Here is an 18,372-nt window from a genome sequence, read left to right on the forward strand (position 1 = left end):
CATGAACTCCCCGCTCGCTCCCGCTACTACGCTTTCCTCCACGCCGGCCGTGCAGGCTGATCTGCCCGCCCCGACCGCCGCCGACTTCGACGCCGCGCTCAAGGGCGGCGCCTACGCGATCCTGCCGCAGTTCGGCGTGATCGACGCCAACGGCGAAGACGCCGCCACTTTCCTGCACAGCCAGCTCACCAACGACATCCAGCATCTGGACGTCGCGGGCGCGCGCCTCGCGGGCTACTGCTCGGCCAAGGGCCGCCTGCTCGCGTCGTTCCTCGTCTGGAAAAGCGCCGAGACGATCCGCCTGCTGATCTCGAAGGACGTGCAGGCCGCGGTGCAAAAACGCCTGTCGATGTTCGTGCTGCGCGCCAAGGCCAAGCTCGTCGACGACAGCGACAAGCTGCTCGTGGTCGGCTTCGCGGGCGACGTGCGCGGCGCGCTGTCGGGCGTGTTCGACGCACTGCCCGACGGCGTGCACGTCAAGGTCGACGACACCGCCGGCTCGCTGATCCGCCTGCCCGACGCGGCCGGCCGTCTGCGCTATCTGCTGGTCGGTCCGAAGGACGCGGTCGAAGCGAAACTCGCCGCGCTCGACGGCAAGATCGCGCGCGTCACGCCCGCGCTGTGGGACTGGTTCGACATCCACGCGGGCGAGCCGCGCGTCACGCAAGCCGTGAGCGAGCAGTTCGTGCCGCAGATGATCAACTATGACGTGCTCGGCGGCGTGAACTTCAAGAAGGGCTGCTATCCGGGTCAGGAAGTGGTCGCGCGCAGCCAGTATCGCGGCACGATCAAGCGGCGCACGGCGCTCGCGAGCGTCGCGGCCGGTCTCGACGCCGCGCGTCCGGGCGTCGAGCTGTTCCATTCCGACGATCCGGGCCAACCCTGCGGCATGATCGTGAATGCGGCCGCGTCGCCCGAAGGCGGCGTCGATCTGCTCACCGAGATCAAGCTCGCGGCGCTCGAAGCGGGCAGCGTGCATCTGGGCGCCGCCGACGGCCCCGCGCTGCGCTTCTTGCCGCTGCCCTACGCACTGCCCACCGAGGTCTGACGCGTTGTCGGCGCTGGAAGTGTTGGTGTTGGCGTTCTGGCCGGTCGGAACGCGGCCGCCCTCTGCGTGCGGCCTGAGCGACGGAGGTCGCGCGCCATGTGCCTGATCGTGTTCGACTGGCGCCCGCAGGCGACCGCAGGCGCGCGCTTCACGCTCGCCGCGAATCGCGACGAGTTCCTGCGCCGCACCGCCGCGCCGCTGCAATGGTGGGCCGATGCGCCCGACGTGCTCGCGGGCCGCGATCTCGTCGGCGGCGGCACGTGGCTCGGCATGACGCGCGGCGGGCGCTTCGCCGCGCTCACCAACTATCGCGCGCCGCGCGACATGCGCCCCGACGCGCCCACGCGCGGCACGCTGGTGTCTCGCTGGCTGATGGGGTCATCGGCGGCGACCGGGACGCTGCCCGACAGCGCGCTCGGCTATCTCGACGAAGTCGCGCGCGACGGAGCGCTCTACAACGGCTTCAATCTGATCGTCGGCGACTGGACGCGCGGCGAGCTCGCCTGGTATTGCAATCGCGCCGACCGCGCGCCCGCGCTGCTGCCCGAAGGCACGCACGGCATCTCCAACGCGGTGCTCGACACGCCGTGGCCGAAGCTCGTGCACAAGCGCGCGGAACTCGCCCAACTCACGCAGCGCGCGAGCGACGGCGCCGACGTCCCGCTCGAACGTCTGATCGAGATGATGCGCGACCCGCGCGTGGCGCCCGACGCCGACCTGCCCGCGACCGGCATTCCGCTCGAACGCGAGCGCGCGCTGTCGGCGGCCTTCATCGAAACGCCCGATTACGGCACGCGCGGCACCACGGCGCTGCGCGTACGCGTGAACGGCGCGCGTCTGGACGTCGAGGCGCTCGAACGCAGCGACGACGACGGCTCGCACCGCCTCGTGCGCCCGGGCGCATTCGAGCGCCACGAACGCTACGTCATCGACACGGCGCGCTAAGCCGCTCCGCTCATCACGCCTCCACACCGAACGCCGCGCGCAACGCTTGCGCGGCGTCGGCGTGCGCGCGACGCGCGTCGTCGACGTAAGCGCCCATCTTGAAGAACTCGTGGATCATGCCGTCGTAGCGCACCAGCGTGACGTCATTGCCCGCCGCGCGCAGTTTCTCCGCGTACGCCACGCCTTCGTCGACGAGCGGATCGAACTCCGCCACCGCGATCCACGCCGGTGCCAGCCCGCGAAAATCCGGCACGCCGCTCGTGCCGCCAATGCCGTGCTTGCCGTCGAGCGGCGCGAAGCGCCAATCGTCGCGGTCTGAAGCGGCGCGCACGTAATGGTTGAAGAACCACTGGATCGTGGCTTCGGTCAGCAGATAGCCGTCCGCGAGACGCCGGTGCGAGTCCGTGTCCTGATAGCCGCCCGTGCCCGGATAAATCAGCATTTGCAGCACGGGCGCGATGCCCGCGTCGCGCGCGAGCACGGCGCACACCGTTGCGAGCGTGCCGCCCGCGCTGTCGCCGCCGACGGCCAGGCGCGCGGCGTCGATGCCATATTCCGCCGCATGCGCGTGCAGCCACATGTAGGCGTCGAAGGTGTCGTGAACGGCGGTGGGAAACTTGTGCTCGGGCGCGAGCCGGTAGTCGACCGAGAGCACGGCGCAGCGCGCGTCGTGCGCGAACATACGGCACAGCGCATCGTGCGTATCGACGCTGCCGACGGTGAAGCCGCCGCCGTGGACATACACCAGCGCGGGCAGCGGCTGCGCCCAATTCGGTTCGACCGGTGTATAGAGACGCGCGCGGATCGTCTCGCCGTCGCGCACGGGAAGGCGCAGATCGTCGACCGCGTGCATCGGCGCGGCCGCGATCTCCAGCACCGAGGCGCTTTTCTCGTAGGACGCGCGCGCGTCCTGAGGCGTGAGTTCGTGATACGGCGTGCGGCCCGCGCGGGCCACCATTTCGAGGACGAGTGCGATCTTCGCGTTCAGCGGCATGGTCCCGGTTCGTGCAGGAGAAAAAGTTGCGGATAACGCCTTGCGCAACCGGGACCGTTCGCCGGGCTGCGCGTCAGGACGCGGCGTTGGCTTTCGCCTCGGCTTTGACTTCGGGCTTGAGCGACAGCGGATCGGTCGGATTGCGCAGCGTTTCGATGTCTTCGTGACGCAGCTTGACCGAAGCGAGTATGCCCGGATGCGTGAGGATGTAAAAGCGCGCATCGCGCACGGCGTCGAACGTGGCTTTCGCGACGTCGTCGGGCGTGAGGCGGCCCGAACGCACGGCGCGCTGCAATTGCAGATCGGCGGCCTGTTGCGAGCGCGTGGGCGGCGCGTCGTTGCGCAGATCGTCGGGACGGCTGCGCTCGGCGTTGGCGATGCCCGTCGGCACGAAGGCCGGACACAGCAGCGAGCAGCTCACCACGTCGCTCACGTTCTTGAGGTCGTGATAGAGCGTTTCGGTGAGCGAGACCACCGCGTGCTTCGACGCGTTGTAGACGCCCATCGCGGGCGGCGACAGCAGACCCGCCACCGACGCAGTATTGACGATATGCGCGCGCTCGCCCTGCTTGAGCATGATCGGCGCGAAGCTGCGCACGCCGTTCGCCACGCCCATCACGTTCACGCCGAACACCCACTCCCAGTCCTTCGCGCTGCTTTCCCAGAGGAAGCCGCCCGTGCCCACGCCCGCGTTGTTGAACAGCAGATGGACCTTGCCATAGGCCTCGATCGCCGCTTGCGCGAGCGCGTCGACCTGGGCGGGATCGCGTACGTCGGTGCGCACGCCGATCGCCTGCGCGCCCTGCTCGCGGATTGCCTGCACGGCGGCGTCGAGCGTGGCGGCGTCGACGTCGGCGAGCACGAGTTTCATGCCGAGCGCGGCGGCCTGTTGCGCGAACGCGCGGCCAAAGCCGCTCGCCGCGCCGGTGATGACGGCCACGCGGCCTTCGAACTGAAATGGATCGGACATCGCGTCTCCGGTGCTATTCGTTAGGGATGCAGAAGTCATGGAAAGGGGCCGGCGCGGTTCGTCAGATCAGCTTGACGAGCTGCTTGCCGAAATTCTGGCCTTTGAGCATGCCGAGGAACGCGGCGGGCGCGTTGTCGAGACCGTCGGCGATCGTCTCGCGATACGCCAACTGTTTCTTCGCGACCAGCGCGCCGAGTTCGCCGAGCGCCTGCGGCCACACGTCCATGTGTTCGCTCACGATGAAACCCTGCACCAGCAGGCGCTGCGTGAGCAGCAGTTGCGGATACTTGAGCGGCATCGGCTCGCCGTCGTAGCCCGCGATCATGCCGCACAGTGCGATGCGGCCGAACGCGTTCATGCGCGCGAGCGTGGCGTCGAGCACCGCGCCGCCCACGTTTTCGAAATAGCCGTCCACGCCGTCCGGCGTCGCGGCCTTGAGATCGGGATACAGATTGCCGGCCTTGTAGTCGACGCAGGCGTCGAAGCCCAGTTCCTCGACCACGTAACGGCACTTTTCCGCGCCGCCCGCGATGCCGACCGCACGGCAGCCCGCACGCTTCGCCAGTTGGCCGACCACGCTGCCGACCGCGCCGCTTGCCGCGCTCACGACCACGGTCTCGCCCGCCTTCGGCGCGATGATGCGGTTCAGGCCGTACCACGCGGTGACGCCCGGCATGCCGACCGGACCGAGGTACGCGGAAAGCGGCACATGCGTCGTATCGACGACGTGCATGTCGTTGCCGTCCGAGGTCGCGAATTCCTGCCAGCCGGCCATGCCGACTACCTTGTCGCCCACCTTGAATTTCGGATTGAGCGACTCGACCACCTCGCCCACCGTGCCGCCGATCATCACCGAATCGAGCGGTTGCGGCGCCGCATACGACTTGCTGTCGTTCATACGGCCGCGCATGTACGGATCGAGCGACAGATAGTGATTGCGCACGCGCACCTGACCCTGGGCGAGCGGCGCGAGCGACGTTTCGACGAGACGGAAGTTATCGACGCTGGCAGCGCCTTCGGGACGCGAGGCGAGCAGGATCTGGCGATTGGTCTGGGTCATGAGCGTGGTCAGGCTTCGAAGAGGCGCGGCACGGGCCGCGCGGGGTGGAAACGGATGCGCGCCCGCCAGAAACAGTGATCGTTTCATTGCGGAGCGGGCGCGCAAGCCAGGCGCGAAGCCGGGCGAAAGCGACGATCAGCCGTCGCTCGGGCCCGGCTTCGCGTTGGGATCGCTGCGCAGGCGCTGGCGCGTGACGTCGCGACCCACAGCGAGCTTGCGCATGTATTTGAAGGTGCCGAGCGCCTTGGCGACGAAGTGGCCTTCGCTGTCGCGGATCTCGCCTTCGCAATAAGCCATCGTGGTCGAGCGGTGCAGCACGCGGCCATAGGCGCGCAGTTCGCCGCGACCCGGCTGCATGAAGTTCACTTTCATCTCGACGGTGACGACGCCCACGCCGTCAGCGGCGACGCTGCGCGCGGCCATCGCGAGCGCGATGTCGGCGAGCGTCATGGTCACGCCGCCATGCGCGACGTCCCACGTGTTCAGGTGACGCTCGGCAAGCGGCAGCATCACTTCGCTCGCGCCGTCGCGCGCGCTGACGAGCTGCGCGCCCAGATGGTCGACGAACGGGCTTTCGATCACCATGCCCGCGTTCTGGGCATCGTGCGGCTGTGCCGATTGTGCCGTTGGGGCCGGCTGCGCTGGCTGCTGGGCCTCGCCGCCGCTCGGCGCGCTGCCCTGGGTGGTATCTGCGGTTCCGATCATGGCGAGCTTCACACGACGTAATCGACAGCCTGACGCGACTCGACCACGCGCTTGGCGAAGTCCTTCACGACGAGGTGTTCGGGGTGAACCTGGTAAGCGTCGAGCGCGGCCTTGTCGGCGAAATCGGAAAGCAGCGCGAGATCGTAGGTCGAATCGAGACCCTCGCCCGCCACGCCGACTTCGAGATGCAGCGTGCCCGGCACGAGGTCACGGCAGGCTTCGAGCAGCGTCTTGAACTTCGCGACATTCTCGGCGCGCGTCGCGCCTTCGGCCGTTTCCTTGAGCTTCCACATCACGATATGACGAATCACGGTTTCACCTTTTCTCTGTTGCATGAACGGGGCTCGCGCGCCGTGCGAAGCACGGGCGCAAGGCAGCCGTCATGATACCCGTGCGAGCGCGCGTGCATGGCCCGCTCATGCCTTCGCGCCCGCGCCCGGCAGCGCGTTTTCGCGGGCCAGCCGGTGCGCGATCGCCCCGATCCGCAGCAGCGCATCGTCGGCGCTATGGGGTAGCGGACCCGGACAGCTCACGCGGATGCAATGCTCGAAACGCCCCGAGTTCGAAAACACGGTGCCGGGCATGATGCGGATACGCTCGGCGAGCGCCGCGTCGAACAGCGCCATCGACGACACATGCCGCGGCAACTCGATCCAGAACGCCAGCCCGCCGGCCGGCGGCGTGAAGCGCGTGCCCTCGGGAAACGCCGCGCCGATGCCCTGCGCCATACGTTCGCGCTGCGCGCGCAGCCGCTCGCGCAGGCGGCGCAAATGGCGTTCGTGCGCCTGGCTTTGCAGGAACTCGGCGAGCACGGCCTGCGAAAGCGGTTCGTTCAGGCGCGACTGCGAAAACTTCAGCATCGCGATGCGCGCGTGCCAGCGCCCGCCCGCCATCCAGCCCACGCGCATGCCCGGCGCGAGCGTCTTGTTGAACGACGTGCAGTGAATCACCGTGCCCGCGCTGTCCCACGCTTTCAGGGCGCGCGGCGCGGTCTCGCCTTCGACGAGTTCGCGGTACGGATCGTCTTCGATCACGGCCACGCCCGCCTGCGTGCACAACTCGACAATGCGCTGCTTGTGCGCATCCGGCATCACGCAGCCGAGCGGATTCTGCAGATGCGGCACCACCACCACGGCCTTCAGTTCCGGATGCTGCTGCAAGGCGAATTCGAGCGCCTCGACCGACAGCCCGGTGGTCGGGCTCGCCGGAATTTCGAGCGCGCGCAGACCGAGGCTTTCGAGCACCTGCAGCAAGCCGTAAAAACACGGCGATTCGACGGCGACCGTGTCGCCGGGCTGCGTCACCGCGCGCAGGGCGAGATTGACCGCCTCGGTGCCGCCGTTGGTCATGACGATCTCGTCGGCGTGAACGGCGAAGCCCGCCGCAAGCGCACGTCGCGCGATCACGGCGCGCAGTTGCGGATCGCCGCGCTCATGGCCCGGCGACGTGAGCAGATCGGGACGGCGCCGCAGGATGCGCACGGCGATCTTCTGCAATTCCTCGCCGGGAAACAGCGCGTCGGCGGCGGTCACGCCGCCGAGATTGAGCGCATCGGGCACCTGCTGAAAGCGCGCCACGAGCGCGGAAATGGCCGCGTGCATGCCGACGAACTGCGCGACGAGCGGTTCGCGGTGCGTCGCGTCCTGCCAGTCGGGCTCGCGCGCGGCGGGCAGCGTGTTCGCATTCGCCGCGCGCACGAAATAGCCTTCGCGCGGACGCGCCTCGATCAGCGATTCGCGTTCGAGCACGCGATAGCTTTCGGTCGCGGTGGCGAGACTCACGTCGTGCTGGCGCATGAACGCGCGCATCGACGGCATGCGGTCGCCGGGACGCAGCACGCCGCTTTCGATGGAGCGCCGGTAGTGGCCGGCGAGTTGCCGGTAAAGAGGCTGATCGGGGACGTTCATCGGTCGATGATGCCAGAGCGGCGGCCGGGCGCGACAGATACACGTCTTGTCGCTTTGCACCGATACAGCGCGATGTTTGTCACCGCTGTAGCGCAACGGATCGCGCCCCGTTGTGCCTGTTGCGCGCGCGTTCGCGCCCATAAAGTCGGGGCATGTCAGCACTTCAACGTTCAGGTCTCGATCATGCACGACTTGCCCACCCTCTCGTCTTTTGCCCCGGGCGCGCCCGACGCGGCTTTGGCGTCGCCGCCGCCGCTGCTGCGCATCGCGCCCCATCAGGTTCACTGGATCGCCTTGCGTCGCGGCGCTGCGCTCGTTGCAGTGGAAGGCGCGCTGTGCGTGACGTATCGCGATGCCGCTCTCGCCCTGGCCGGCCACGTCGCACCGCTACAGGCGCGGCGCCTCGACGAAGGCGAGCGTTATCCGATCAGCGATCGGGGCTGGTACGGCTTGAGCGGCGTGGAACGCGATGCCGCCGGCGTGCTGATCGTGCCGGCGGCCGCGTCGCCGCTCGTGGCGTGGGCGCGCCGCTGGATCGCGCGCCTTGCGGGCGTTACACGACTTCGAAAAGCCCCGCCGCGCCCTGACCGCCACCGATACACATCGTGACGACGACGAGCTTCGCGCCGCGGCGCTTGCCTTCGATCAGCGCATGACCGGTGAGACGCGCACCCGAAACGCCATACGGGTGACCGACCGCGATCGCGCCGCCGTTCACGTTCAGGCGATCGGCGGGAATGCCGAGCTTGTCGCGGCAATAGAGCACCTGCACCGCGAACGCTTCGTTCAGTTCCCACAGGTCGATGTCCTCGACCTTGAGGCCCGCCTGCTTGAGGAGCTTCGGCACCGCGAACACCGGGCCGATGCCCATTTCGTCGGGCTCGCAACCGGCCACGGCGAAGCCGCGGAAGATGCCGAGCGGTTGCAGGCCCTCGCGTTCCGCGACCTTGGCGTTCATGACCACGCAGGCGCTCGCGCCGTCCGAGAACTGGCTCGCGTTGCCCGCCGTGATCACGCCGCCGGGCATCGCCGTGCGGATCTTCGCCACGCCTTCGAGCGTGGTGTCGCCGCGAATGCCTTCGTCGGACGAGATCGTCACTTCCTTCGTGATCAGCTGGCCCGAAGCCTTGTCGGCGACGCCCGCGAGCACCGTCATCGGCACGATTTCGTCGTTGAAGAGACCCGCCGCCTGCGCCGCGGCCGCGCGCAGTTGCGACTGCACGCCGTATTCGTCCTGACGATCCTTCGAGATTTCGTAGCGTTTCGCGACGTTTTCCGCCGTCTGCAGCATGCTCCAGTAGATTTCCGGCTTGTGCTGGCTGAGCCAGCCTTCGGCCATCATGTGGCGATTCATTTCGTTCTGCACGCACGAAATGGATTCCACGCCGCCCGCCACGAACACGTCGCCTTCACCGGCAATCACGCGTTGCGCCGCGAGCGCAATCGTCTGGAGACCGGACGAACAGAAACGGTTCACCGTCATGCCCGGCACCGAGACCGGCAGGCCCGCGCGCAGCGCGATCTGGCGAGCGATGTTGGCGCCCGTCGCGCCTTCGGGATTGGCGCAGCCCATGATCACGTCCTCGACGCGCGCGGGGTCGATCTTCGCGCGCTCGACGGCGGCCTGCGTGACGTGGCCGCCGAGCGTGGCGCCGTGCGTCATGTTGAACGAGCCCTTCCACGATTTGGCGAGGCCCGTGCGGGCGGTCGAAACGATTACGGCGTCAGTCATCTGTGTGTCTCCTTGTCGATCGGCGCTTGCGCCTGTGCGCGGTGCGCCGATCCCATCCCAATGGTTTGATCCGGTGAATCTCTGTCGCTTCGAACGAACGAATGCGGGGGAATCTGCGCCCTCAGGCCGCGCCGCGCAGCACGTCGGCCGACTGCGCGCGCTTCACGCCCGCCGCCTGCAACTGCTCCCACGCGGCGGCCAGCGAGCCGTTCAGGTCGATGGCGCGCGAGGCGTCTTCGATCAGCACGGTTTCGAAGCCCGCGGCGCGCGCATCGAGCGCGGACCACGCAACGCAATAGTCGGTCGCGAGGCCGCAGCAGTACACGCGCTTCGCGCCCGTATCGCGCAGATAGCCCGCGAGTCCGGTGGGCGTCGTGCGATCGGCTTCGAGAAACGCCGAGTAGCTGTCGACGTCCACGTGATGACCCTTGCGGATGACCGCGCGCGCATGCGGCACGTCGAGATCGCGATGCAAAGCCGCGCCTGGCGTGCCCTGCACGCAGTGCGTGGGCCACAGCACCTGCTCGCCGTACGGCAGCGCGACGGTCTCGAAGGGCTGGCGCCCCGCGTGATTCGCGGCAAACGACACGTGCGCCGCCGGGTGCCAATCCTGCGTGAGCACCACATGCGCGAAGCCCTGCGCGAGCCGGTTGGCGACCGGCACGACTTCGTCGCCGTGCGCGACGGCCAGCGCCCCGCCTGGCATGAAGTCGTATTGCAGGTCGATCAGCAGGAGCACGTCGTCTGCGCTTCTCATCGTGTTCGTCCGTTCTTGCTAGCGTTGATACATCTGGTTGATACGCGTGCGGGCGTCGCTCAGTTGAACGCGCCGCCGTTCTCCGCGCGCTTGGCCAGCGACGACGCGATCTGCCAGGCGTCGCCGTTCGGCTGTTGCGCGTAGCGGCGAATCGAGCGCGCCACGTTGTAGAGACCGACCGTGTCGGCGTAGAGCATCGGGCCGCCGCGCCACAGCGGGAAGCCGTAGCCCGTGAGATAGACCATGTCGATGTCCGACGCCTTCGACGCGATGCCTTCTTCGAGAATCTTCGCGCCTTCGTTGACGAGCGCGTAGACCAGGCGCTCGACGATTTCCTCGTCGCTGATCTTGCGGCGTTCGGCGCCCGCTTCCTTCGAGTACGCGACGATCATGTCGTCGACGAGCTTCGAGGGCAGCGCATTGCGTTCGCCCGCCTTGTAGTCGTACCAGCCCGCGCCGGTCTTCTGGCCGAAGCGCCCCGTTTCGCACAGACGGTCGGCGATCTTCGAGTACTTCATGTCCGGATGTTCCTGGTAACGACGCTTGCGGATCGCCCAGCCGATATCGTTGCCCGCGAGGTCGCTCATGCGGAACGGCCCCATCGCGAAGCCGAACTTCTCGATCGCGCGGTCGACCTGCGCGGGCAGCGCGCCTTCTTCGAGCATGTAGAGCGCCTGGCGCACGTACTGCTCGATCATGCGGTTGCCGATGAAGCCGTCGCACACGCCCGAGACCACGGCCGTCTTGCGGATCTTCTTCGCGACCTGCATGACGGTGGCCAGCACGTCCTTCGCGGTTTCCTTGCCGCGCACGACTTCGAGCAGCTTCATGACGTTGGCCGGACTGAAGAAGTGCAGACCGACCACGTCCTGCGGACGCTTCGTGAAGGCCGCGATCTTGTCGACGTCGAGCGTCGAGGTGTTCGAGGCGAGAATGGCGCCCGGCTTCGCGACTTCGTCCAGACGCTTGAACACCTGCTCCTTCACGCCGAGTTCTTCGAACACCGCTTCGATGATGAGATCGGCCTGCTTGAGGTCGTCGTAGGACAGCGTCGGGCTGATCAGCGCCATGCGCGCGTCGAGCTTCTCCTGCGTGAGCTTGCCCTTCTTGACCTGCGCTTCGTAGTTCTTGCGGATCGTGGCGAGACCGCGATCGAGCGCTTCCTGCTTCGTTTCGAGCAGCGTGACCGGCACGCCCGCGTTCAGGAAGTTCATCGTGATGCCGCCGCCCATCGTGCCCGCGCCGATCACCGCGACTGTCTGGATGTCGCGCGTGGGCGTGCTCGACGGCACATCGGGAATCTTGCTCGCGGCGCGCTCGCCGAAGAACGCGTGACGCAGCGCGTGCGATTCCGGCGTTTGCACCAGTTCGACGAAGCATTCGCGCTCGTAGGCGAGGCCCTTGTCGAAGCCCTGCTTCACGCCCGCGGCGATGGCGTCGATGCACTTGACCGGCGCCGGATAGTTCTTCGACATCGCGCCCACGGTGTTGCGCGAGAATTGCAGGAAGCCTTCGGCGTTCGGATGCTCGATCTTGCGGTTGCGCACGAGCGGATGCGGACCCTGCTTGTCGGCGGCCTTGCGCGCGAACGCAACGGCTTCGTCGAGCAGATCGCCTTGCGCCATGGCGTCGAACAGGCCCGACTTCGCGAGCTTCTCGCTCGGCACCGGCGCGCCGCTGACGATCATGTTCAGCGCGGCTTCGAGGCCGATCGCGCGCGGCAGGCGCTGCGTGCCGCCCGCGCCGGGCAGAATGCCGAGCTTCACTTCGGGCAGCGCGATCTGCGCGCCGGGCGCCGCGATGCGATAGTGCGCGCCGAGCGCCAGTTCGAGGCCGCCGCCCATCGCCACGCTGTGGATCGCCGCGACCACCGGCTTCGCACTCTTCTCCACTTCCTTGATGACGGTGTGGAGCGTGGGCTCCTGGGTGGCCTTCGGCGTGTTGAATTCGGTGATGTCGGCGCCGCCCGAAAACGCCTTGCCCGCGCCCGTGATGACGATGGCCGTGACCGCCGTGTCGGCGTTGGCGCGCGCGATGCCCTCGACGATGCCGGTGCGGGTCGCGTGACCCAGGCCGTTGACGGGCGGATTGTTGAGCGTGATGACGGCGACGCCGTCGCGAGTCGTGTAAATCACTGCCGCGTTGTCCACTACCATTTGCCTGCCTCCATGCTTGCGGGCCGCGTTGTGCGTCGCCGGCTTCATTGTCCGACATTCCCGGTCAGCAGGCAGAATACCGAAAAAAGAACGTTCGTTCCATTTTTTCGATAACAAAGGCGTCAGGGTTTGTACCGACCGTCGTGCAGGTTTGGAAACAAACGGCTCAAAGCGTACGAAAAGCGCACGGAAAGCACATGAAAAACGCGGCCCGCAGGCCGCGCCGAAGCAACGCTCGACGGCTGCCGAGCGAACCGTGGTGCGGATCTAATCGGGCGTCGCCGCCGACTTGACCGGGTGCGCGCCGCCGCCCGCGTGCGCATCGATATTCGCGTCGAGCGGCTCCATCGGACATTGCTCGCTCGCCGCTGCCGCCGTGGGCAGCACGTGATCGCGGAACTGCTCGCGCAGTTTGAGCTTTTGCAGCTTGCCGGTGGCCGTGTGCGGCAGTTCGTCGACGAAAGCCACGTCGTCGGGCTGCCACCATTTCACGACCTTGCCGTCGAAATACGCGAGCAGCGCCTCGCGGGTGACCTCGGCGCCGGGCTTCTTCACCGCGACGATCAGCGGCCGCTCGGTCCAGCGCGGATGCGCGCAGGCAATACACGCGGCCTCCGCAATCGCCGGATGCGAAACCGCGATGTTTTCCAGCTCGATCGAACTGATCCACTCGCCGCCCGACTTGATCACGTCCTTGCTGCGGTCGGTGATGTGCAGGAAGCCGTCGGCGTCGATGGTCGCGACGTCGCCGGTCGGGAACCAGCCGTCGATCAGCGGCGTACCGCCCGCCTGCCGGAAATAACGGTCGATGACCCACGGCCCGCGCACATGCAGGTCGCCGAACGCGACGCCGTCCCACGGCAACTCGCGCCCGTCGTCGCCGACGATCTTCATGTCGACGCCGAAAATCACGCGTCCCTGCTTTTCGAGCAGCGCGCGGCGCGCGTCCGGCGGACGCTGCGACTGCTCCCAGTTGAGCTTCGCGAGCGTGCCGAGCGGCGACATCTCCGTCATGCCCCACGCGTGAATCACCTGCACGCCGTAGGTGTCTTCGTAAGTGCGCAGCATCGCGGGCGGACACGCCGAACCGCCGATCACCGTACGCTGCAAGGTCGAAAACTTCACGCCCGCGTCGCGCATATACGTGAGCAGGCCGAGCCACACTGTCGGCACGCCCGCCGAACAGGTCACGCCCTCGGACTCCATCAACTCGTAGAGCGACTTGCCGTCGAGATCCTTGCCGGGCAGCACGAGCTTGGTGCCGTTCAGCGGCGCCGCGTGCGGAATGCCCCACGCATTCACATGGAACATCGGCACGACGGGCAAGATCGCGTCGCGCGCCGAGAGCCCGATCGAATCCGGCAAGGACGCCGCATACGCATGCAGCACCGACGAACGATGCGTGTAGAGCGCGCCCTTCGGATTGCCGGTGGTGCCCGATGTGTAGCAGAGATTCGACGCGCTACGCTCGTCGAGCAAGGGCCAGGCATAATCGCCGTCTTGCGCCGCGAGCAGCGTTTCATACGCGAGCACCGGCGTTTTCATCGCCGGGAGACAGGATTCGTCGCACAGCGCGATCCAGCCGCGCACGTTCGGACATTGCGGCGCGAGTGCGTCGACGAGCGGCGCGAACGTGAGGTCGAACAGCACATAGCGATCGTCGGCGTGATTGACGATCCAGGCGATCTGCTCGGGAAAGAGACGCGGATTGATCGTGTGGCACACGGCGCCGAAACCGGTCACGCCGAAATACGCTTCCATGTGCCGGTAGCCGTTCCAGGCCAGCGTGCCGACGCGCTCGCCGGGCTCGACGCCCAGCGCGATGAGCGCCTGCGCGAGCTGCTTCGCGCGCGTCTCGCAATCGCGGTAGGTATAGCGGTGCAGGTCGCCCTCGATGCGGCGCGAAACGATCTCGGTGTTGCCGTGATGACGCGCGGCATGCGCGATCAGCGACGACACGAGAAGCGGCACGTCCATCATGTGTCCCAGCAGCGGCGCAGTCATGCTCGTCGGTCTCCTCGGCTCGAATGCGATCATTCTCGTTATGGGATGGAGCGGGGCTCGCCGGGTCCGGCGCGTGCGCGTGCGCGTGCGGGAGGCGTGCCGCCCGACGGTGTCGATGACAACGATGGCCTGTCCTGCACGCCGGCGGGCGCGGACTTACAATATCGGCTAATCCACAGGCGCTCAACATGTCGTTTTCACCAGGCCTTTCAGACTCGCAAGGCGGCACGTCCGCCCCCCAGGCGCCGCAAAGCGGCGCACTCGCCGACTTCGAACGCGCGCTCACCGCAGCGCGCGACGACGCGTTCGCCGCGCTCGGCGCCACCTTCCACACGCGCCTGCCCGGCGCGCCGCTGCCCGCGCCCTACGTGGTCGGGTTCTCGGCGGACACGGCCGCGCTGCTCGGGCTCGATCCGGGCGTCGTGAACGATCCGTCATTCGCGGCGTTTTTCTGCGGCAACTTCACCCGCGAACGCTCGCCCTCGGCCATGTCGTATGCGGCCGTTTACTCGGGGCATCAGTTCGGCGTGTGGGCGGGCCAGCTCGGCGACGGCCGCGCGCTGATGCTCGGCGAAGTCGAGCACGCGGGCCGGCGCTACGACGTGCAGCTCAAGGGCGCGGGCCGCACGCCCTACTCGCGCATGGGCGACGGCCGCGCGGTGCTGCGCTCGTCGATCCGCGAATATCTGTGCTCGGAAGCCATGCATCACCTCGGCATTCCGACCACGCGCGCGCTCGCCGTGACCGGCTCCGATCAGACCGTGCGCCGCGAGGAACTCGAAACGGCCGCCGTCGTCACGCGCGTCTCGCCGAGCTTCGTGCGCTTCGGCCACTTCGAGCACTTCTATTCGCAGGACAACGTCGAGGCGCTGCGCACGCTTGCCGATCACGTCATCGACCGCTTCTATCCGCAGCTGCGCGAAGCCGACGACCCGTATCTCGCGCTGCTCGATCAGGCCGTGCGCACCACGGCGGCGCTGATGGTCGAGTGGCAGGCCGTGGGTTTCTGCCACGGCGTGATGAACACCGACAACATGTCGATCCTCGGTCTCACGATCGACTACGGCCCGTTCGGTTTCATCGACGGCTTCGACGCGAATCACATCTGCAATCATTCGGATTCGCAGGGTCGCTACGCGTACCGCAATCAGCCGCAGATCGGCTACTGGAATCTCTTTTGCCTCGCGCAGGCGCTGTTGCCGCTGTTCGGCCCGCAGTACGACCAGACTGACGAGAAAGCGCACACCGAGCGCTGCATCGCCGACGCGCAACGCGTGCTCGAAGGCTTCAAGGGGCATTTCGCGCCCGCGCTCGAAGCGCGCATGCGTGCGAAGCTCGGCCTCGAACACGCGCGTGAAGGCGACGATCAGCTCGCGAACCAGCTGTTCGAAATCATGCATGCGAATCGCGCCGACTTCACGCTGACGTTCCGCCATCTCTCGCGCGTTTCGAAGCACGACGCGAGCGGCGACACGAGCGTGCGCGACCTGTTCCTCGATCGCGCCGCGTTCGACGCGTGGGCCGTCACCTATCGCGCGCGTCTCGCGCACGAAACCCGCGACGACGCCACGCGCGCCGCAGCGATGAACCGCGTCAATCCGAAGTTCGTGCTGCGCAATCACCTCGCGCAAACGGCCATCGAGCGCGCGGCACAGAAGGATTTCAGCGAAGTCGAGCGGCTCGCGACGGTGCTCAGGCGTCCCTTCGACGAGCAGCCGGAATACGAAAGCTACGCGGCGCTGCCGCCCGACTGGGCGAGCTCGCTCGAAGTCAGTTGCTCTTCGTGAGCGCGCCCCCATCTAAGCGACTCTTCCGCACTTCCCCTCGACCGCAACCCGACAGGAACCCGACATGAGCCAGGACGACCACAACTCCGACGCCTACCCCGGCCACAAGTCCGACGCCGAATGGCGCGAGAAGCTCGACCCCACGCAATACCAGGTCACGCGCCACGCGGCCACCGAACGCGCCTTCACCGGCAAGTACTGGGACCACAACGAACGCGGCATCTACGACTGCGTCTGCTGTGGCACGCCGCTGTTCGAATCCGACACGAAATTCGACGCCGGCTGCGGCTGGCCGAGCTACTTCCGTCCGATCGACGGCGAGGTAATCGAGGAGCGCACGGACCGCACGCACGGCATGCTGCGCATCGAGGTGCGTTGCAAGAACTGCGGCGCGCATCTGGGCCACGTATTCGAAGATGGTCCGGCCCCGACCGGCCTGCGGTATTGCATCAATTCGGCTGCGTTACAATTCGAGCCCAAGTAAGCGAGGCGCCGCCTCGCGCGAGGGCGCAAACGCCCGCCGGCCCTGGGGCCGCGCGGGCGTCGCGCCCTCTTTTAGCGGCTCTTAGAGCCAACTTCCAGGCCGATAATGAAATTTCTGTTTGATCTGTTCCCGATCATCCTGTTCTTCGTCGCCTTCAAGCTGTGGGGCATCTTCACGGCCACCGCCGTGGCCATCGCGGCGACGCTCGTGCAAATCGCCTGGGTCGCGTTTCGTCACCGCAAGGTCGACCCGATGCTGTGGCTGAGTCTGGGCATCGTCGTCGTGTTCGGCGGCGCCACGCTCATGCTGCACGACGAAACCTTCATCAAGTGGAAACCCACGGTGCTCTACTGGGCGTTCTCCATCGTGCTGCTGGTCTCGCAGGTCGCGTTCAGCAAGAACCTCATCGAAGCGATGATGGGCAAGCAGATCACGCTGCCCACGCGCATCTGGACGCAACTGAACTTCGTCTGGTCGGTCTTCTTCGCGCTGCTCGGCATCCTGAACCTGTTCGTCGCGTTCCACTTCTCGACCGACGCCTGGGTTGATTTCAAACTGTTCGGCGCGACCGGCATTCTGGTGGTGTTCATCGTCGGCCAGAGCCTGTGGCTGTCGCGTCACATGAAGGAAGAAGAATGAGCGACGAGTTCCTTAACGCCTCGCCGGCAGAGCGCCTCGCGCTGATCGAAACGCGCGTCACCGCGGCGCTCGCGCCGGTCGATTCGATCGTCGTGCGCGACGACAGCGCACAGCACGCCGGTCACGCCGGTGCCTCGGCGGGCGGGCATTATCACGTCACGATCGTTGCGTCCGCATTCGCCGGGAAAGCCCGCGTGGCAAGGCACCGCATGGTGTATGATGCGCTGGCCGAAGCCATGCAGCGCGGCATCCATGCACTCGCGATCACGGCGCTCACGCCCGAAGAAGCCGCGGCGCTGCCCCGCTAAGCCCCACTTTATTTGGTTCGCCCTTTTGGTTCGCCCTGTTAGGACTTACAGATGACCTTGAAGAAAACCCGTCTCTGGGTGTTGCTGGCTGCGTTCGCTGCGGCTCCCGCTTTTGCGCAGAACATCGCCGTCGTGAACGGCACGCCGATTCCGAAGGCGCGCGCCGACGCGCTCGTCGCCCAGGTCGTGGCCCAGGGCCAGCAAGACACGCCGGATCTGCAAAAGGCCGTGCGTGAAGAGCTGATCAACCGCGAAGTGCTGATGCAGGAAGCGGCGCGTCTGGGCATTCCGAATCGTCCGGACGTGAAGGCGCAACTGGCGATGGCCCAGCAGCAGGTCATCCTGCACGCGTGGATCGAGGACTTCCTCAAGACCAACCAGCCGACGGACGCCGACGTCAAGGCCATGTACGACAAGCTCACGCAAGGCGCGGGCGGCAAGGAATATCACCTGCATCACATCCTCGTCGACAACGAGCAGCAGGCCAAGGACCTGATCGCGAAGATCAAGGGCGGCGCGAGCTTCGAAGACCTCGCGAAGCAGTACTCGAAGGATCCGGGCTCGGCGAAGAATGGCGGCGATCTCGACTGGTCGGACCCGAAGGCCTACGTGCCTGAGTTCGCCGCGGCCGCTACGTCGCTGCAGAAAGGCCAGGTCACCGATACGCCGGTGCACACGCAGTTCGGCTGGCACATCATCCGCGTGGACGACATCCGCGCGATCGCCCCGCCGCCGCTCGAGCAGGTTCGCCCGCAGATCGTGCAACAGCTCCAGCAGGAAAAGCTGCTCGCGTTCGAGAAGCAACTGCGCGCGCAAGCGAAGATCCAGTAAATCCGCACCGCGGTTTTGCTGTGGAAAAAACCCCGCGACCTTTCG

The 18,372-nt window shown here is 67.0% G+C and carries 18 protein-coding genes; 8 read left to right on the forward strand and 10 right to left on the reverse strand.

All coding sequences use genetic code 11. From position 1 onward, the window contains the following. Position 1 precedes the first annotated feature (1 nt). Positions 2–1,048 carry a CAF17-like 4Fe-4S cluster assembly/insertion protein YgfZ gene (ygfZ, locus tag G5S35_RS07275; RefSeq protein WP_183038780.1) on the forward strand — a complete coding sequence of 349 codons (1,047 nt, stop codon included), beginning with the start codon at positions 2–4 and terminating at the stop codon, positions 1,046–1,048. A 96-nt stretch (positions 1,049–1,144) separates the two neighbouring features. Further along, positions 1,145–1,993, forward strand: a complete 849-nt coding sequence (locus G5S35_RS07280) for an NRDE family protein (RefSeq protein ID WP_183038781.1) — start codon at positions 1,145–1,147, stop codon at positions 1,991–1,993. A 13-nt stretch (positions 1,994–2,006) separates the two neighbouring features. Here G5S35_RS07280 and G5S35_RS07285 read toward each other — a convergent pair whose 3' ends face one another. The 6 genes from G5S35_RS07285 to G5S35_RS07310 form a co-directional block, all read right to left on the reverse strand. Beyond that, a complete protein-coding gene (locus G5S35_RS07285; protein ID WP_065065529.1) occupies positions 2,007–2,987 on the reverse strand; it encodes an alpha/beta hydrolase in 981 nt (326 codons plus the stop codon). Between the two features lie 73 nt (positions 2,988–3,060). Then, positions 3,061–3,957, reverse strand: coding sequence for an SDR family oxidoreductase (locus tag G5S35_RS07290; RefSeq protein WP_074984155.1), 897 nt, complete (start codon positions 3,955–3,957; stop codon positions 3,061–3,063). Positions 3,958–4,018: 61 nt separating this feature from the next. Further along, positions 4,019–5,017 (reverse strand): NADP-dependent oxidoreductase, encoded by a 999-nt coding sequence (locus G5S35_RS07295; RefSeq protein WP_183038782.1) that lies wholly within the window; start codon positions 5,015–5,017, stop codon positions 4,019–4,021. Between the two features lie 135 nt (positions 5,018–5,152). Next, the gene (locus G5S35_RS07300; RefSeq protein ID WP_065065532.1) at positions 5,153–5,602 is read right to left on the reverse strand and encodes a PaaI family thioesterase; all 450 of its coding nucleotides are present in this window, start codon (positions 5,600–5,602) and stop codon (positions 5,153–5,155) included. A 128-nt stretch (positions 5,603–5,730) separates the two neighbouring features. Beyond that, a complete protein-coding gene (locus G5S35_RS07305) occupies positions 5,731–6,033 on the reverse strand; it encodes a Dabb family protein (protein ID WP_065065587.1) in 303 nt (100 codons plus the stop codon). 105 nt (positions 6,034–6,138) lie between these two features. Then, positions 6,139–7,629 (reverse strand): aminotransferase-like domain-containing protein, encoded by a 1,491-nt coding sequence (locus G5S35_RS07310; RefSeq protein ID WP_065065533.1) that lies wholly within the window; start codon positions 7,627–7,629, stop codon positions 6,139–6,141. A gap of 72 nt (positions 7,630–7,701) precedes the next feature. Between G5S35_RS07310 and G5S35_RS07315 the strand changes: the two genes are divergently transcribed. Continuing rightward, positions 7,702–8,238 carry a hypothetical protein gene (locus G5S35_RS07315; RefSeq protein WP_143064423.1) on the forward strand — a complete coding sequence of 179 codons (537 nt, stop codon included), beginning with the start codon at positions 7,702–7,704 and terminating at the stop codon, positions 8,236–8,238. On the opposite strand, the gene G5S35_RS07320 is transcribed toward G5S35_RS07315, so the two are convergent. The 4 genes from G5S35_RS07320 to G5S35_RS07335 all read right to left on the reverse strand — a co-directional run bounded on the left by G5S35_RS07320 (position 8,183) and on the right by G5S35_RS07335 (position 14,278). Next, the gene (locus tag G5S35_RS07320; RefSeq protein WP_074984161.1) at positions 8,183–9,361 is read right to left on the reverse strand and encodes an acetyl-CoA C-acyltransferase; all 1,179 of its coding nucleotides are present in this window, start codon (positions 9,359–9,361) and stop codon (positions 8,183–8,185) included. The genes G5S35_RS07315 and G5S35_RS07320 overlap by 56 nt on opposite strands. 121 nt (positions 9,362–9,482) lie before the next feature. Beyond that, positions 9,483–10,118, reverse strand: coding sequence for a bifunctional nicotinamidase/pyrazinamidase (pncA, locus tag G5S35_RS07325; protein WP_074984163.1), 636 nt, complete (start codon positions 10,116–10,118; stop codon positions 9,483–9,485). Between the two features lie 59 nt (positions 10,119–10,177). Next, a complete protein-coding gene (locus G5S35_RS07330; RefSeq protein ID WP_124261002.1) occupies positions 10,178–12,274 on the reverse strand; it encodes a 3-hydroxyacyl-CoA dehydrogenase NAD-binding domain-containing protein in 2,097 nt (698 codons plus the stop codon). A gap of 267 nt (positions 12,275–12,541) precedes the next feature. Next, complete coding sequence (locus G5S35_RS07335; protein ID WP_065065537.1) at positions 12,542–14,278, reverse strand: 3-(methylthio)propionyl-CoA ligase; 1,737 nt, start codon at positions 14,276–14,278, stop codon at positions 12,542–12,544. Between the two features lie 188 nt (positions 14,279–14,466). Here G5S35_RS07335 and G5S35_RS07340 point away from each other — a divergent pair, with 188 nt between their 5' ends. From G5S35_RS07340 to G5S35_RS07360, 5 genes are all read left to right on the forward strand, one after another. Further along, positions 14,467–16,065: a protein adenylyltransferase SelO gene (locus G5S35_RS07340; RefSeq protein ID WP_124261005.1), complete on the forward strand. Its 1,599-nt coding sequence runs from the start codon at positions 14,467–14,469 to the stop codon at positions 16,063–16,065. Between the two features lie 64 nt (positions 16,066–16,129). Further along, positions 16,130–16,549, forward strand: a complete 420-nt coding sequence (msrB, locus tag G5S35_RS07345; protein WP_065065539.1) for a peptide-methionine (R)-S-oxide reductase MsrB — start codon at positions 16,130–16,132, stop codon at positions 16,547–16,549. Positions 16,550–16,654: 105 nt separating this feature from the next. Next, on the forward strand, positions 16,655–17,188 hold the full coding sequence (locus G5S35_RS07350) for a septation protein A (protein ID WP_074984168.1): 534 nt from the start codon (positions 16,655–16,657) through the stop codon (positions 17,186–17,188). Further along, a complete protein-coding gene (locus G5S35_RS07355) occupies positions 17,185–17,496 on the forward strand; it encodes a BolA family protein (protein ID WP_074984170.1) in 312 nt (103 codons plus the stop codon). The genes G5S35_RS07350 and G5S35_RS07355 overlap by 4 nt, the downstream gene beginning before the upstream one ends. 51 nt (positions 17,497–17,547) lie before the next feature. Next, positions 17,548–18,327 carry a peptidylprolyl isomerase gene (locus G5S35_RS07360; RefSeq protein ID WP_074984172.1) on the forward strand — a complete coding sequence of 260 codons (780 nt, stop codon included), beginning with the start codon at positions 17,548–17,550 and terminating at the stop codon, positions 18,325–18,327. Positions 18,328–18,372: the final 45 nt, after the last annotated feature.

Source organism: Paraburkholderia tropica (assembly GCF_014171495.1).
Taxonomy (GTDB): Bacteria; Pseudomonadota; Gammaproteobacteria; order Burkholderiales; family Burkholderiaceae; genus Paraburkholderia; species Paraburkholderia tropica.